Here is a 16,802-nt window from a genome sequence, read left to right on the forward strand (position 1 = left end):
TTTTTAAGGATTTCATAATTAGACCCACACGGGGGCCTGTTTTATTTAAAATTCAATATGTTTTAAAATGAATTCTTTTTAACCCCATCCCTCTCCCCATGAACTTTTAAAAAATGATGTTTTTCAATGTGATATTATTCACAGGAAAGTTTAAAAAATTTAATTTTTGTTGTCAATAGTATTAGAAAACACAAAAAAATTATTCAAAAGAGGAAAAAACGAGACTATGTTCTGTTTGGGGACGACCCCGCCCATGAAAAAGATAGGATCTTAATTAGGACCAATTAGGGCGCAGACGTACAAGTCATACGTCTGCGCCCAATAAAAGTCTTTACAGCTCAAGGAGTCTTGCCTGAGTAACCCCTTCTTGAGCAAGCAAGTTGTCGAGTACTTCTTTAGAGACTACTTCGTTCGTAGTAAGAAGAATTACGTTTCTCTTATGACTTGGGTCCTGACCAACTTGCATCCTGGCAATATTTATACCAGCGCTTCCCAAGGTCATACCAATTCTACCTATTACCCCTGGCCGATCTTCATTATAGATCAATAACATATGCCCCTCTGGTACTGCCTCAAGTCTGAAGTCATTGAGTCGCACCAGCCTTGGCTCCTTTTTCCCAAAAATAGTGCCAGAGATAATATTTTCCTCACTACCACCCTTTACTTTAACTGTAATAAGATTGGTAAAATCTTCTGCAGTACTGCTCTTGGATTCTGTGACCTTGATTCCCCTTTCTTCAGCAATTATAGGAGCATTAACAGAATTGACGTCTTCCCTAACAGCAGGGGCTAGAAGTTCCTTCAGCATTGCTATGGTGACTGGTTTCGTATCGAGTTCTGCCACATCTCCCTGGTATATCACCTCAACCTCTTCAATTGGCCCTTCAAGTATCTGGGCCTGGAATGCACCTATCTTCTCTCCCAATCCAATGTAGGGAGCGAGCTGGGCAAGAGCTTCACCTGTAACAGATGGTACATTCACGGCATTGCGAACTTCTCCATTCAGGAGATAATCACGAATCTGCCGTGCAACTGCAACTGCCACATTTTCCTGAGCCTCTTTTGTAGAAGCACCAAGGTGTGGTGTACATATGAAATTTTCTAGAGAAAGAAGCTTATTCTCAAGAGTGGTTGGCTCTTTTTCAAAGACATCCAGGGCAGCAGCCTTCAGTTTGCCGCTCTTTAGTGCCTCATAGAGGTCCTCTTCATTGATAATACCTCCACGGGCACAGTTAACAACAATTGCGCCGTCCTTCATTTTATCAAAAAGATCTTTATTAAGAAGCCACTTTGTCTCTGGAGTAAGTGGAGTATGGACACTGATATAGTCTGCGCGGGCAAGCACACCATCAAGGTCCATTAGTTCCACCCCCATCCGTTCTGCCAGATCAGGTCTTATATGGGGGTCGAAGGCAACCACTTTCATCTTAAGCCCTTGGGCAAGTTGGGCTACAATACTCCCAATCCTTCCGATACCAATGATCCCAAGGGTCTTTCCAGCCACCTCCTGTCCTAAAAACTTCTTCTTCTCCCATTTTCCTTCCTTCATAGATGCAGTGGCCTGTGGAATGTGGCGGGATACAGCCAGTATCATGGCAATAGTATGCTCTGCAGCAGAATTAGTATTCCCACCCGGGGTGTTCATCACCACGATGCCATGTTTGTTACATGCAGGTATATCCACGTTATCAAGACCTGTACCTGCCCTTCCAACTACTTTTAACTCATCTGCTGCTTCCACAAGATCAGCAGTTACCTTGGTATTACTCCTAATGATCAGACCATGGACTCCTTTAATTGCCTGTCTTAACTCTTCTGGGCTAAGTCCAAGCTTTTCCTCTACCTCTATTCCTGCATCTCTTAGTATTTCTATACCTTCATTCGCTATTGGGTCTGTAACTAGTACCTTCATAGTCCGTACACCTATCCTTTCTTTATAGTGTAATAGCTATTCGAATATCGAATATTCGAACAAATTCTAAGTTTCTATCACTCTAAACCACAAAAACCTTATTTTTTAAACTTTTGTTCTATATTTCCCATTATTGTTCATTACTACCACGTAAAATGCCACAAGATAAAAAATTTGAAAAGTCCCCACATCCTCTAAGTGTAAGCACCTGCACAGCACAGCTGATGCTATGCGTATCAGGGAAAAGGGTAGTCTCTCCAATCTGAGCCACTTCCAACAAAAGTGATTGCTTACTATTTGGGCCCTTCCCCATAACCTCCTCCACCTGGTGTCCTTATCTCAATACAATCTCCTTCATTCACTTCCACATGACACTTTCCAGGTAGTATCTTCCATTTTATCTGTCCATTTTTTTTGATCCGGTTTATGCCACACCTTCCTGGCTCGCCTCCAAATAGACCATATGGAGGAATTGTCCGCCGTTCAGAAAGTATGCTGACATGTGCGGGCTTTAAGAACTTAATCCGTCTTATGATCCCATCGCCTCCCCGATATCTTCCTCTTCCCCCAGAATCAGCTCTTAAAGCATACTCCTCAACTAAAAATGGATATTGCTGCTCTAGGGCTTCAATAGGAGTATTCAGTGTATTGGTCATATGGGTCTGGATCCCTGACAATCCATCAAGGGTAGGCCTAGCCCCCATACCTCCACCAATAGTCTCGTAATACGCATATTCATTACCCCATTGATCTATACCACCAATTGCGAGGTTATTCATGGTCCCTGCACTTGCAGCTGGAATCTTATTTGGGCATGCCTTTGCCAATGCCCCAAACATTACATCCACAATACGCTGTGAGGTCTCAACATTTCCAGCTGCCACTGGGCTTGGATACTGGGCATCCACAATAGTGCCTGGCCGTGTAATTACTTGAATTGGTCTAAGCGCCCCTGAATTCACTGGATAGCCTTCTCCTATCAGACAAAATACGCAATAATAAACACAAGATCTCGTAACGCTTTTTACAGTGTTTAATCCAGTACCAACAGAAGGATTACTCCTTGAAAAATCTGCGATTAGTGCATCTTCTTTAATTGTCAAATCTACAACTATCTTGATAGCCTGTTTATCTAGGCCATCATCATCTAGAAAGTCTTCAAAAGAATAGGTCCCATTTGGAATTGCACCAATTACGGATCTCGTAACTCTTTCTCCGTAATTGAGTAATTCTTCAATGCATGCCTCTAAAAAGTCTGAGCAGTACCTTTGCAGTAGTTCCTTGATTCGCATATCGCCACGCCTGAGTGCTGCGACTTGGGCCCTGAGATCACCTTCTCGTTCCTTTGGATTTCTAACCTGGGAAAGGAAGGGATAAAGAAAATCCAACATGAGCTCATCTTCTTTATATAAATAGGTGGGGCGGATCAATTCGCCCTCTCTATGAATTGAATTCTCAAGAGGCATTGACCCTGGAGTTACCCCTCCTACATCAGCGTGATGGGCACGAGAGACCAGATAATAGCTCGGAGAGTCTGATTTTCCTATGAATACTCCCTTGATTAAGGTAATGTCTGGTAGATGTGTCCCCCCTGAATATGGATCATTGGTTATGATCACGTCCCCTGGCCTCAATTTAAAGGCCTTTGTAACCTCTTTTACAGTATCAGGCATGGCTCCGAGATGGACAGGTATATGGGCAGCCTGGGCAATTAGATTCCCGTTTGCGTCAAATATCGCGCAAGAAAAATCTCTCCTCTCCTTTATATTTGGAGAATAGGCAGCCCGCTCAAGGACTATGCCCATCTCTTCTGCTATTGAACAAAATGACTTGTTAATTATTTCAATATCTATTGGAGTAGGCATGAGCTTCTCTTACCACAACTTTTCCCCTTGACAACCCATTTTCTAATAGTTAAAAAAGTTGCGTTACCATTCCGGGAGCATATATATAGGCCACAATCTCGAAAATTTTCCCCCAGTTGTTACAATAGGAGAGGCAAAAGATTAGGGCTTAGCCCGGAAGGGTATATTATTTTGAAAGGATACTTTAAATTGAGAGGTTTTGACTATGAAACGAGACCCAGCAAAGATCAGAAACATTGGTATTAGCGCTCACATTGACGCAGGGAAAACGACCCTTACTGAACGCATTCTCTATTATACAAATCGTATACACGCTATTCACGACGTTAAAGGAAAAGACGGCGTAGGTGCCACAATGGACTTTATGGAGTTGGAAAAAGAACGTGGCATCACAATTACATCAGCCGCAACCTATTGTGAATGGCGTGGACACGAAATCAACATTATTGATACTCCAGGCCACGTAGACTTCACAATAGAAGTTGAAAGGGCACTTAGGGTCTTGGATGGCGGTATATTGGTGCTATGCTCGGTAGGTGGCGTGCAGTCACAGTCAATCACTGTGGATAGGCAGATGAGCCGTTACCACGTCCCCTGTCTTGCATTTGTAAACAAGTGTGACCGTACAGGGGCAAATCCCTATAAGGTAGTGGAACAGCTCAAGGAAAAACTTGGGCATAATGCAGTACTTATGCAGATTCCCATAGGGCTTGAGTCTGACTTTGATGGCGTTGTTGACCTAGTTACCATGAAGGCGGTTTATTTTGATGGTTCAAACGGTGAACATGTCCGCTACGAGGAAATCCCATCTGAGCTCGTTGCAGAGGCGGAAAAAAGACGTGAGGAACTAATCGATGCTGCCAGTATGTTTTCAGATGAGCTCATGGAAGCAGCCCTTGAAGGCGAAATACCAGAAGATCTTCTGAGAGATGCCATCAGAAAAGGTACTCTAAAACGCGAACTCACACCAGTATTTATGGGCTCAGCCTATAAAAATAAGGGCGTCCAACCACTCTTGGATGCTGTCACCTATTATTTGCCACACCCAGCTGAAGTTGAAAACAAGGCCCTTGACCTCGATCGCGACGAAGAAGAAGTGGTACTAGAGGCAGATCCTGAAAAGCCGTTAGTTGCCCTGGCATTTAAGCTAGAGGAAGGACGCTACGGACAGCTCACCTACATCAGGGTCTATCAAGGGACCTTGAGAAAAGGAGACATGATCTTCAACAACCGCAGTGGACAAAAGGTCAAGGTGGGTAGGGTCGTCCGCATGCATGCCAATCAGATGGAAGACATTGAATCCATCCCTGCTGGCTATATTGGTGCATTGTTCGGTATTGATTGCGTGTCCGGGGATACATTTACAACCCCAGGCTATAGGTACTCCATGACTTCCATGCATGTACCAGATCCAGTTATCAGCCTTGCAATTGTTCCTGCTGACAATAAGGCCCAGGTCAATATGAGCAAGGCACTGTCACGTTTCACTAAGGAGGATCCTACTTTCAGGGCCTATGTGAACCACGAAACAGGTGAAACCATCATCTCAGGTATGGGAGAGCTACATCTGGAAGTCTATATCGAAAGGATGAAACGTGAATACAATGCAGAGGTCTCAGTAGGAGCTCCTCAAGTGGCCTACAGGGAAACCATCACCAAGAGGGCTGAATTCAACTACACCCACAAAAAGCAGACTGGTGGTGCAGGTCAGTTTGGACGTGTGGCAGGTTGGATAGAGCCTCTACCAGACGGAGATTTTGAATTCGAAAGCCAGATCGTAGGAGGTGCAATCCCGACTGAATTTATCCCCTCTTGTGAAAAAGGATTTAGGGCAAGCATGGAAAAGGGTCTACTCTTGGGCTTTCCAATCACTGGAGTGAAAGTAGTAATTAATGATGGACAGGCCCACTCAGTTGACTCTTCAGATATGGCATTCCAGGCAGCAGCAAGGGGAGCTTTTAAAGAGGCCTACATGAAGGCAAAGCCAGCAATACTAGAGCCAATTATGAAGGTTGTAGTTGAGACCCCTGCAGAATTTCAGGGAGCTGTAATGGGCTCTCTAAATCAGAGAAGGGGTATGATTATCGGTACCCAAGATGAAGGCGACATGTGTGTTATCGAAGCTGAAGTACCACTGGCCGAGATGTTTGGTTATTCCACAGTACTCAGATCTGCTACTCAGGGTAAAGCCCAGTTCACCATGGAATTTGCAACCTACAAGCAAGTACCCAAGAATGTGGCTGAGGAGTTAATCAAAAAGGCTCAGGAAGAAAAGAAAAAGGCTGCATAAGCGCGTGCTGTTTAAATGGGTGATATTATATATTTAGTTGAGAGGTCACTAACCATGTTAAAACACGATCTTATTAAAAGAAATCCCTTGAGACTCCTAGATAGTGAGGGCTCAAGGATACTAGGCGAAGGAGAGTTTGGTGGAGTTGTAGCTCGCGCAGGTGTTGGAAAGACCGCATTCTTGGTCCAGGTTGCAATGGATAGCTTGCTCAATGGAAAAAATGTACTACACATCTCTCTTGATCAACCTGTTAAAAAGGTATGCCTGTGGTACGAAGAGGTATTCAATTCCATAACTGAGGAATACAATTTCAAAAACGGTAACACCCTGTGGGAAGAAATCCTCCTCCATAGATTTATTATGACCTTCAAGTCTGGGGACTTTAACATTGAGATCCTGGAAGAACGCCTGAACGATCTCATAGAGCAGGGGATCTTTTTCCCACAGGTCTGTCTTGTAGATGGTCTAAAATTTGATGAAACAGTTAGAGAAATATTGAATGAGCTAAAATTGTTGGCAAAAGACCAGGGTTTTCCCTGCTGGTTTTCAATTAAATCTCATAGAGACGAGCCAAAGGTAGAATCTGGATTTCCAGTCTCTTTAGCCCAGGTGGAAGACCTTTTTGATGTGGTCTTTGAGCTAGCTCCTTCGACAAACGAAATCGAGATAAGGGTACTAAAAGACAAGGCCGGAAGATTCAAAGATCCCGGTGATCGTGTTGTATTAGACCCTTCAACATTTTTAATGAAAAAAAGTGATTGAAAAAAAGGTATCCCTATTAAGGGTTGATAATTTTACCCTTTCCTTTAAAAAAGGATCTTCAAGAGTGCCCCTTTTAAAGGGGCTTTCTTTTTTTGTAAATCCAGGGGAATCCCTCTGCATTGTAGGGGAATCAGGGTGCGGGAAGACCCTTACATCTCGATCCATTCTCGGGCTCATAGACCAAAAGATATTTGAAATAGATAGCGGGGAGATCTTATTTAAAGGGCAAAATATCCTTAAATTAAATGAAAAAGACCTGATCAAGATAAGAGGCAAAGAAATTGCCATGATATTCCAAGAGCCTATGACTGCCCTTAATCCTGTATTTACAATAGGCCAACAAATAGAAGAGATGCTAACCATCCATCTTGGCTTAACAAAACAACATGCTCGCTCTAAAATTATTGAACTCTTGAAAGCAGTAGGGATTCCTGACCCAGAATATAGGATGCACAGCTATCCTCATGAGCTTTCTGGTGGCATGCGCCAAAGGGCCATGATTGCAATGGCCATCTCTTGTAATCCATCTCTTTTGATCGCAGATGAACCGACCACTGCATTGGATGTTACAGTACAAGCCCAAATCCTTTCTCTATTGAAACGTCTAAAACAGTCAAACAATATGGCTCTTATCCTAATAACCCATGACTTAGGGATAGTCTCTACTATAGCAAATAGAGTCATAATTATGTATGCTGGCTATATTGTTGAAGAGGCTAGTGTATCTGAATTGTTTTCTAATCCACTTCATCCATATACACAGGGGCTTTTAAAAGCTATTCCGTATGAAATCAATTGCGAAGTAACACAAAAAAGGCGCCTTGAATCAATACCAGGAAATGTTCCGTCAATGGATGAAATAGGCACGGGTTGCCCATTTCAACCAAGATGCAAAAAACAAATGCCTATGTGTTCAGAAAGGCTTCCACAATTAAAAACAATATCTAAAGGGCAAAGAGTCAGATGCCATTATTATAATTAAGCTTAAAGGACAGCTTGAGAGGTCCTCCAAAGACTAGCACCAGAACACTTTTTTCGCCTTCTGACAAGAAATATGCACTTTTTATGCCCTTTAATCCAAGCTTTCATGACGAACGAATTTGTCACCCCCGTATAAAAGTGTTGAGTTTTGAGTGTTGAGTTAAAGGAAGAGAACTTTCCACCTTAAACTTTTTATAACGTCTTCGCCCTCCAGCCTCTGGCTTTTTTTGTACAGGCAGGGCTTGCTTCTCCCTTCTACCTTCTGCCTTCTACCTGTTATACTAGACGAATTATCCCAACGGGGATTTTCACGGCAAATTATGCAGCTCGAAAGCCTTGCAGAATATGCAAGGCTGAGGGTATGCAAAGGACTTAGGTACTTCAAGTCCCCGACAAAGCAAGGCCATTCAGTAAAGTTGCGAGCCCATTGGGGCTTCAAATCCCTGAAATTTAATCGCCGTATCAAGCAGCACCTTTTGGGTAAAGGGACAAGACCGATCTAGTTAAAAGGCCATAGACTTTTCCAAATAGAACTTGCCTCACCTTCTATCTCCGCAATCTTTCCATCAGGTGATGACAAGAGCTGGCTTTGCAGATGTTGTGCATCTCTAGCTATAGTAGTATCGGGGTACCTTGCAAGGAGTGTTTTCAATCTAAAAAGTGCCTGTTTTTTCTGTCCTGTCCTAATGTACCACTTGGCAACTACAAATTCGTGTGCTGCAAGTCTCTCTCGGGCCACCTTAATTCGCCTTTTTGCTTCAAACGAATACGGCGAATTCGGATATCTCCTCAGCAGTCTCTCAAAGGTCTCAATCACCTTATGAGTAAAGGTCTGATCTCTATCTGGGGTTGCCATTAACCTGTAATAACAGGTTCCTATCTGAAAGATGGCATAAGGGATATATTGATGTGTTGGATGGAGCTTTTCAAATTCCTCATACAGGGGGATAGCCTCCTCATAAAGACCTTGAAAGAACTTACAGTCTGCAAGCCTTAATTCTGCTATTGCTGCATATGGACTGAATGGATAACGATCCTTGATTTTCTGAAATAACTCTTGAGCTAAAATGAATCTACCACGCCTGAAATGCTGGATAGCTTCTTTTTGAAGCTTTTCTTCAGTCTTTACAGGTTCAAGCTCTTGCCTTTTTTGTTGATTACTAGAAAATGGCCAAATTTTGCCTAAAGTGCTACATCCACTTAGATACGGCCCAATAAAGAGGATTAACATCAATGGTATCGACGTAGAAATTTTCTTTTTCATATATCTCAAGATTTCAGATCAGTTGAAATTTTACTCCATAAGCAGCAATTGCGCCATCAGAAACAGCCGTGATTATTTGCCTCAATGGCTTTGACCTGCAATCACCAGCAGCAAACATCCCTGGCAAACTCGTCTTCATCCAATCATCAGTAATGATGAAACCCTGCTCATCTGTATCTACAATATCTCTAACCAATTCTGTATTGGGGTGGATTCCAATAAAGACGAACACCCCTTGAACACTGAGATCAGCTACTTCCCCTGTCTTCACATTTTTTATCTTACAGCTCTGTACCTCGTCCTCTCCATGAATGGCTTCCACTATGGTATTCCATATGGGTTCAATCTTGGGATGGTTTAGGACCTTGTCCTGAAGGGTCTTTACAGCGCGGAGTTCGTCACGCCTATGTATGAGATAGATCTTTTCAGCAAATTTAGTTAGGAACAATGCCTCTTGACAGGCACTATCCCCACCTCCTACTACTGCAATAACTTGATCCTTAAAAAAAGGGCCGTCGCATGTTGCACAATAACTTACGCCGCGACCTATAAGTTCATTTTCGCCAGGAATTTCCAGATGCTTTGGTCGCGCACCAGTTGCCAGAATTATGGACTTTGAAACAATTTCGTCTCCAGAAGCCAATTGAGTGACAAATTGATCATAAGAAACCTTGTTTATCCTGACTACCTCGCCATTTCTAAAACAGGCCCCAAATCGTTCAGCGTGCATTCTCAAATTCTCAATGAGATCGTATCCACTAATCCCATCTTTAAAGCCGAGATAATTATCTACCCAATCTGTCTGAAGTACCTGTCCACCAGGGCTTAATTTTTCTACTAGGCAGGCGTCTAACCCCGAACGACATGCATAAAGGGCAGCACCAAGTCCAGCTGGTCCTGCCCCAACTATCACACAATCATATGTCTCTTTGGCCATTGCCATGAGTATTTATAGCATAGAATTCTCTAGAGCACCTTGTTCAAAGAAGCCTCTATCATGGCCTTCCCTACTGCACCAGTAATCTGATCCACCACCTGACCATCCTTGAAAAGGATAAGTGTTGGAATGGCCCTAATACCAAATTTCCCAGGAGTTACTGGGTTCTCATCAACATTCATCTTTGCGATTTTTACCTTTCCATCATAGTCCTCTGCCAACTCTTCAATGACAGGTGCAATAGCCCTGCACGGCCCGCACCATGCAGCCCAAAAATCGACCAACACAGGAATGTCTGAATTTAAAACCTGGGCTTCAAAGTTGCCATCGGTTACATGAATAACTTTTTCTCCTGCCATCTTTTTCTCCTTTATATAATTTAATTTTTAACCCAAAATCCGAGAAATAGTTCACAACAACGTAGAATAAACCTCGTACAGTGTCAAGGAGCTTCATTATTAAACAATTCCTAACATCTAAATTATTATAGAGGCATTAAGTTCATTCCTCTAAAAAATATAAATACAGAAAACAATCTGTGCCAGGCTAACATCCAGCAACTTTTATTATAACACGATTAAAAATCTTTTTCCTGCAAAGACCTTTCCTATTTTCCATCCAACATAGATTTTTTCCTGTCCAGTTTAAGCGGCCATCCTTTCCCTTGACAGTTCGTTTTTTTTTCCTTATAAATCAAATGATTGTAGTTGAAGTCCTAATTCGGGGAAAGGGGGTCCTAATGACGCTTACCAAGGCAGATCTAGTTAACAGGCTCTACAAGTCGGAAATGTTTAAAAAGACCGACGCTGTAAAATATGTGGAAACGCTGCTCGAAATTATTAAGAGTAGACTCGTAGATGGAGAAGATGTACTCATAAGTGGTTTTGGTAAATTTTGCGTAAAAGACAAACGTGCACGTCGTGGAAGAAACCCCCACACTGGAGAAGACCTGATACTTGAACCAAGACGCGTGATCACATTTAGACCCTCTGGTGTGCTAAGAAAAAAAGTCAACGAGAACAAATAGCATTTTAAATTGATTCACTCCCTCCTATATACTTGTTAACGAGGATTGCTGAAAAATCCCCTTTCCACTTAAAACTAGTTTAGTCCATTACCGTCTGAATTAACGGCCTTGCTTCCAGTTGGTGGTTTGTGCTAAACTAATAATCCAATTGACTACATTATAAGATTCCTGATAGAAATGGAGTCGATTTCAATCTACATTGAACTGATTACTTGTGACTAAATTTCAGGTAATAGATTATGTATGAAGCTATTTGGGTTGGCGCAGGTGGGTTCATTGGGGCAATACTAAGATACGTCATTAGTGGCTATATTCAAAATTTGTCGCAGAGTGTCTCCTTTCCATACGGAACTCTTGCAGTTAACGTCATAGGTTGCGTATTCATTGGTACATTATCTCATCTTGCAGAAATAAAAATGGGCATGACAACAGAGATGCGTTTATTGCTCATGATCGGCTTATTAGGTTCATTCACCACATTTTCTACATTTGGAAACGAGACAGTCAATCTACTTCAAGACCAAGGCATTTTTGCGGCCTTGATCAACCTCGGTGCTCACATTTTCCTGGGACTTTTAGGCGTATTTCTTGGCCGATTTTTAGGAATTTTATTGTGGAGATAATACAATGCAAATGAAACTTCCGGCAGAAGGCCAACTTCTCCGTATTTTTATAGGAGAGAGTGACAAATTTGAAGGAAAACCCCTATATGAATGGCTGGTAATTAAGGCCAAAGAACAAGGTTTAGCAGGTGCCACTGTAATTCGAGGCCTAATGGGCTTTGGAGCAAATAGCCAAATCCACACCTCTAAAATTTTACGTCTTTCTGTTGATTTGCCTATTATCATAGAAATCGTAGACACCCAGGAAAAAATAAAGGCTTTCCTTTCTAATATAAGAGATGTAATCAAGGAGGGATTGGTCACTCTAGAACGGGTAGAGGTTCAAATCTATAGAAGTAACCACCAGGATACTGAACCTCAAAAAGACAGTTGCCAGGCTTCCCAAGAAGAATTGGATTAAACAGGAATAGTATTGAAAAATTAAAAAGGGTTATGGTCGTTTTGTCCATAACCCCTGTGTGCCTTGGTAGCGGGGGCAGGATTTGAACCTGCGACCTTCGGGTTATGAGCCCGACGAGCTACCAGGCTGCTCCACCCCGCATCAGATGATGCATTATATATAATCAGCTTTGCGGACTATGTCAAGACAGCCCAATTTTATTCCGAAATGTTCACTAGTTCAATTTTCCCAACTACTCCCAACTTTTCACCTACAATAATGAGACCACCTGCAATTCCTGGGATTTTTTCCAAGCTATTCAATGCGTTTTTAAGCTTGGCACCACTCCTAACGATATTGCCGATAGAAGTTGCAACGGCATCCGACAGTGATGCTGATTTCGAAATGACAGTAATTGCATCTGCTGCACCATAGCTAAGAGAATGACCTATAGAACCAGAGGAAGTGCAAACTCCTCTCAGCTCTGACTCAGGAAGGAGCTTTATTCCAATCTTGCCACTAAAAGGAGAATTGCCAGCCCATATACCCACTGTGCACTCAGATCTGGTATTCACGTAACAATCTCCGCCATTTTCTACTATTACCTCTTGTACCCCTAGCTTGATCAGCCCTTTTCCAACATACTCGGCTATTGCACCAGCTACCGCGGCCATCGGCCCAACTGAGGCTACCTTGCCAGCCTCTAACATCTCGCGCACAATAGGTGGTGCCAACTCATCAAATGCTAATGGCGAACGTGAATGCAAAAATTCTGGCCTTTTCCGAATATATTCCTCGATTGCTAGCCTTGCTTCCATAACCAAGGCCTCTGCTTCTCTGACAAGAGGTAAGGTGGCCTGGATAAAAAGATCTGTCTCTTTGTGGCGAACTCTAAAACGTTCTAGTCCACCTCTAGCACTATGAGCCCTATAAAATCTCTTCATTCCCACTCAGGCCGAAGTGGTCGCTCTATTAGGGATGTGACAGCCTCATCAGGCTTGATACCCTCATATAGGACCTGATAAACTGCCATCGAAATAGGCATGTCGGTTTGCGTGCGAACCCCAAGATCATAAAGTGCCCTGGAAGTCTTCACACCTTCTGCTACCATATTCATTGATGATAAAATTGAATTTATATCTTCACCTTTACCCAGACGTAGGCCAACCTGGCGATTTCTACTAAGATCACCAGTACAAGTCAACACAAGATCTCCCAGGCCAGAGAGGCCTGCAAAGGTTAAAGGGCTAGCTCCAAGGTTCATGCCCAGCCTGACAATCTCTCGCAGTCCTCTAGTAATCAAAGCAGCCCTGGCATTTAGGCCTAGCCCCATGCCATCTGAAATTCCAACTGCTATTGCAAGGACATTCTTTACTGCCCCTCCAACCTCTACGCCCCTTACATCGTCTGTAGTATAGACCCTGAAAGTTCCATAAGAAAAAACATCCTGCAGTTGGGCTGCCAATGTGGAATCTTTAGAGGCGACTGTCACTGCCGTTGGGAGTCCCTGGGCCACCTCTTTAGCAAAGCTTGGCCCTGATAATACGGCAACTTTCTTTGAAACTTCTATTCCCAGTACATCCTCAATTACTTCAGTCATAAAATAAAGTGTGCCGTTCTCTACCCCTTTGGTGCAGGATACAAAAGCAGCGTTCTCCTTATCAGTCTTGCACATTAAGTTATTGAGCTCAGTTACAATTGATCTAAAACCATGGGATGGGACGACAATGAGTATTATGTCTCTTTTCGAGACTGCCTCTTTTAATGAACTTGTAAGTTGAACATTTTCTGGGATGCTGATACCAGGAAGATATTTTGGATTTTCCCTAAGCATACCAATCTGTTCTAAAAGTAGAGGATCTCTCCCCCACAGCACACAGTCCCTTCCAGCCCTGCCTAAATGTACCGCAAGGGCTGTCCCCCAGCTCCCTGCGCCCAATATTGCTATCTTTGGGGAATACATCATATTCAAACTACTTCTTTTCCACCTAAATCCTGCAATTGTCGAGTTTGCCCAAGATGCAAGGCGGACCGGAAGCAGACGCACTCAGGCACTTCACGCCCCTGACAACGCAGAAACCCGGGTAAAATCGCCAATCCCGCAGGGCAGCCAAATGGGGCAAAAACTTGAAGAACTTGCATTTCACTAAAAAAGTGAATCTAAGTAAATACTTTTCATAAAGTAACACCTTAATATAATATTGGAAATGCATTTTTGCCCCCTTTTGCCGTGCAGGATTTAGGTTCCAATCAAAGACTAATGCCCGTTCAGGCCTCCAAGACTAACCCTTTGTCCCACCTTGTTTAATCCTCTGCAAGTCGTGCCACTGCTGCCAGTCTGTCATTATTCTCTAGCTTGATTAAACGCACACCCTGTGTGGCCCTGCCAGTAGGCCTGACATCTTGGACCCGTAACCTTATAATCTGACCACTCCTTGCAACAAGCATTACCTCATCATGATTTTTTACATGCATTATAGCCACTACTTTGCCAGTCTTTTCTGTAATCTTTAAATTAATTATTCCCTTTCCGCCTCTAGACTGAACTCTGTACTCTGCAATCTCAGTACGTTTCCCATAACCTCCTTCAGATACGGTCAATAAGGTTCCTTCATCTCCATTAACCACCACCATACCAACTACTTCATCATCTCCTTCCAGCCTAATGCCTCTGACTCCTGCTGCAATTCTACCCATAGGTCTGACGTCCGATTCATGAAATCTGATACTCATTCCATTTTTTGTCCCTAAAAGGACATGCGAATCACCGCTTGTAATCTCAGCTGCAATCAGTTCATCTCCTTCATTTACATTTGCAGCTATTATTCCAGAGGGTCTAGGTCTGGAAAAGGCCTCAAGACTAGTCTTTTTAATGATACCATTCTTTGTGGCCATAACCACAAAACTGTCTTTATGAAACTCTCGGACAGGAATTACTGCTGTTATGCGCTCATCTTCCTTACTTTCCAAGGGGAGTAGATTCACCAATGCCTTACCCCTGCTCGCTCTCGATGCCTGAGGTATTTCGTGAACCCTGAGCCAATAGAGCCTTCCTCTATTACTAAAGCACAGGAAATAGTCATGGGTTGAGGCCACAAAAAGTCTTTCTATGAAGTCCTCATACTTTGTAGAGAGACCTGTCACCCCTTTTCCACCCCTTTTCTGACTCCTATATAGACTAAGGGGGTTTCTCTTGATATATCCCTTATGAGACAGGGTGACCACCATGTCTTCTTCTACTATGAGATCCTCAATACTGAAATCCTTGACCTCGTCTATGATATTTGTACGCCTTGGATCTGCGTATTCGTTTTTAATCTCAATTAATTCTTTTTCTATTATCTCCATTACCCGACTTTCGTTAGCGAGTATATCTTTATACTCAGCAATGGCCTTGAGGATCTCTTCATATTCTTGAATTATTTTGTCCCGTTCCAACCCAGTTAAACGTTGGAGTCTCATATCCAAGATGGCCTGGGCCTGGATAGCAGTAAGCTTAAAACGCTCAATCAGTCCAGTCTTGGCCTCTTGGGGAGTCTTGGAGGAACGAATCAATGCCACACACTCATCAAGATTTTCAATGGCAATCTTAAGACCTTCAAGGATATGCGCCCTTTCTTCTGCCTTCTTGAGATCATATGTGGTGCGCCTTATTACAATGGTCTTTCTGTGCTCGAGAAAGTGGGCCAATAATTCTTTTAGATTCAAAAGCTCAGGTCTACCATTTACTATGGCCAAGAGGATGATTCCAAAAGAGCTCTCCATCAAGGTGTGCTTGTAAAGGTGATTCAATACAACCTCTGCAACACCATCCTTCTTGAGCTCAATAACTATTCTTATGCCATCTCGGTCTGACTCATCTCTTACCTCGTGAATCCCCTCGATCTTTTTCTGCTGACTCAAAAGAACTATTTTCTCAATCAGTTTTGCCTTATTAACCTGATATGGGATCTCTGATATCACAATAAATTCACGGCCTTTTGCAGGCCTCTCTACTGATGCGCGAGCCCTGATTTTTATAATTCCCTTTCCTGTCTCATATGCCGATTTTATGCCAGATCGACCACAAATAAAGCCTGCAGTGGGGAAATCAGGCCCTGGAATATACTTCATTAACTGAGCAACACTTATGTTTGGATCGTGAATCATGGCCACAAGGGCATCTACTACCTCTCCCAGATTGTGAGGAGGTATATTTGTTGCCATGCCAACTGCAATACCGGCAGCGCCATTAATAAGGAGATTTGGTATCCTTGAGGGGAGTACTACTGGTTCTTTGAGGGAGTTATCATAATTGGGTACAAAATCCACTGTCTCCTTTTCAATATCTGCCATAAGTTCATGGGCAAGCTTTTTTAACCTCACCTCTGTGTACCTCATGGCAGCAGGAGCATCACCATCTATAGAACCAAAATTTCCCTGGCCATCCACAAGGGGATACCTCATGGCAAAATCTTGAGCCATTCTCACTATGGTATCATATACGGCTGCGTCACCGTGTGGATGATATTTACCTATTACGTCACCCACTATTCTCGCCGATTTTTTATATGGTTTGTTATAGTCATTTCTCAGTTCGTGCATTGCATAGAGGATGCGTCTATGCACTGGTTTTAAACCATCTCTAACATCCGGGAGGGCACGGCCGATAATTACGCTCATTGCGTAATCCAGGTATGACTTCTTGAGTTCAGCGGCAATGTCACAAGTGTCAGCGCGTTCTTTAAACAACTCTTCTTGTTCAGACATGAGCTTAAGCCTC

14 protein-coding genes and 1 tRNA gene are annotated in these 16,802 nt (G+C 42.9%); 6 read left to right on the top strand and 9 right to left on the bottom strand.

The window, feature by feature from the left end:
- Positions 1–331 precede the first annotated feature (331 nt).
- Positions 332–1,912, bottom strand: coding sequence for a phosphoglycerate dehydrogenase (serA, locus tag DBT_RS02990; RefSeq protein WP_067616327.1), 1,581 nt, complete (start codon positions 1,910–1,912; stop codon positions 332–334).
- A gap of 293 nt (positions 1,913–2,205) precedes the next feature.
- A complete protein-coding gene (locus tag DBT_RS03000; RefSeq protein WP_067616331.1) occupies positions 2,206–3,777 on the bottom strand; it encodes a hydantoinase B/oxoprolinase family protein in 1,572 nt (523 codons plus the stop codon).
- Positions 3,778–3,982: 205 nt separating this feature from the next.
- On the opposite strand from DBT_RS03000, the gene fusA reads away from it, so the two are divergent.
- From fusA to DBT_RS03015, 3 genes are read left to right on the top strand one after another with little or no spacing between them, the layout of a single operon-like run.
- Complete coding sequence (fusA, locus tag DBT_RS03005; protein WP_067616332.1) at positions 3,983–6,067, top strand: elongation factor G; 2,085 nt, start codon at positions 3,983–3,985, stop codon at positions 6,065–6,067.
- 15 nt (positions 6,068–6,082) lie between these two features.
- Positions 6,083–6,829 carry a P-loop NTPase family protein gene (locus DBT_RS03010; RefSeq protein ID WP_141674197.1) on the top strand — a complete coding sequence of 249 codons (747 nt, stop codon included), beginning with the start codon at positions 6,083–6,085 and terminating at the stop codon, positions 6,827–6,829.
- A complete protein-coding gene (locus DBT_RS03015; protein WP_244155301.1) occupies positions 6,822–7,811 on the top strand; it encodes an ABC transporter ATP-binding protein in 990 nt (329 codons plus the stop codon). Before DBT_RS03010 ends, DBT_RS03015 begins: the two co-directional genes overlap by 8 nt.
- Before the next feature lie 498 nt (positions 7,812–8,309).
- Here the strand turns inward: DBT_RS03015 and DBT_RS03020 are convergent, their stop codons facing one another.
- Genes DBT_RS03020 through trxA form a run of 3 tightly spaced genes read right to left on the bottom strand, consistent with a single transcriptional unit; the run spans position 8,310 to position 10,370 of the window.
- Positions 8,310–9,074, bottom strand: coding sequence for an outer membrane protein assembly factor BamD (locus DBT_RS03020; RefSeq protein ID WP_067616335.1), 765 nt, complete (start codon positions 9,072–9,074; stop codon positions 8,310–8,312).
- Positions 9,075–9,087: 13 nt separating this feature from the next.
- Entirely contained in the window at positions 9,088–10,017 is a 930-nt protein-coding gene (trxB, locus tag DBT_RS03025; RefSeq protein ID WP_244155302.1) for a thioredoxin-disulfide reductase, read from the bottom strand.
- A 23-nt stretch (positions 10,018–10,040) separates the two neighbouring features.
- A complete protein-coding gene (trxA, locus tag DBT_RS03030) occupies positions 10,041–10,370 on the bottom strand; it encodes a thioredoxin (protein WP_067616337.1) in 330 nt (109 codons plus the stop codon).
- Positions 10,371–10,750: 380 nt separating this feature from the next.
- On the opposite strand from trxA, the gene DBT_RS03035 reads away from it, so the two are divergent.
- The 3 genes from DBT_RS03035 (at position 10,751) to DBT_RS03045 (ending at position 12,061) form a co-directional block, all read left to right on the top strand.
- Complete coding sequence (locus DBT_RS03035) at positions 10,751–11,038, top strand: integration host factor subunit alpha (RefSeq protein WP_067616339.1); 288 nt, start codon at positions 10,751–10,753, stop codon at positions 11,036–11,038.
- Positions 11,039–11,277: 239 nt separating this feature from the next.
- Positions 11,278–11,661 carry a fluoride efflux transporter CrcB gene (crcB, locus tag DBT_RS03040; RefSeq protein ID WP_067616341.1) on the top strand — a complete coding sequence of 128 codons (384 nt, stop codon included), beginning with the start codon at positions 11,278–11,280 and terminating at the stop codon, positions 11,659–11,661.
- A 10-nt stretch (positions 11,662–11,671) separates the two neighbouring features.
- Complete coding sequence (locus DBT_RS03045) at positions 11,672–12,061, top strand: DUF190 domain-containing protein (protein WP_067616699.1); 390 nt, start codon at positions 11,672–11,674, stop codon at positions 12,059–12,061.
- A 64-nt stretch (positions 12,062–12,125) separates the two neighbouring features.
- Here the strand turns inward: DBT_RS03045 and DBT_RS03050 are convergent.
- From DBT_RS03050 to gyrA, 4 genes are all read right to left on the bottom strand, one after another.
- A tRNA-Met gene (locus DBT_RS03050) sits at positions 12,126–12,202 on the bottom strand.
- Between the two features lie 56 nt (positions 12,203–12,258).
- Positions 12,259–12,984 (bottom strand): UPF0280 family protein, encoded by a 726-nt coding sequence (locus DBT_RS03055; RefSeq protein ID WP_067616343.1) that lies wholly within the window; start codon positions 12,982–12,984, stop codon positions 12,259–12,261.
- Complete coding sequence (locus DBT_RS03060; RefSeq protein ID WP_083186583.1) at positions 12,981–14,006, bottom strand: NAD(P)H-dependent glycerol-3-phosphate dehydrogenase; 1,026 nt, start codon at positions 14,004–14,006, stop codon at positions 12,981–12,983. The genes DBT_RS03055 and DBT_RS03060 overlap by 4 nt, the downstream gene beginning before the upstream one ends.
- A gap of 338 nt (positions 14,007–14,344) precedes the next feature.
- Positions 14,345–16,789: a DNA gyrase subunit A gene (gene gyrA / locus DBT_RS03065; protein WP_067616347.1), complete on the bottom strand. Its 2,445-nt coding sequence runs from the start codon at positions 16,787–16,789 to the stop codon at positions 14,345–14,347.
- Positions 16,790–16,802 lie beyond the last annotated feature (13 nt).

The sequence above is a fragment of the Dissulfuribacter thermophilus genome (assembly GCF_001687335.1).
Taxonomy (GTDB): Bacteria; Desulfobacterota; Dissulfuribacteria; order Dissulfuribacterales; family Dissulfuribacteraceae; genus Dissulfuribacter; species Dissulfuribacter thermophilus.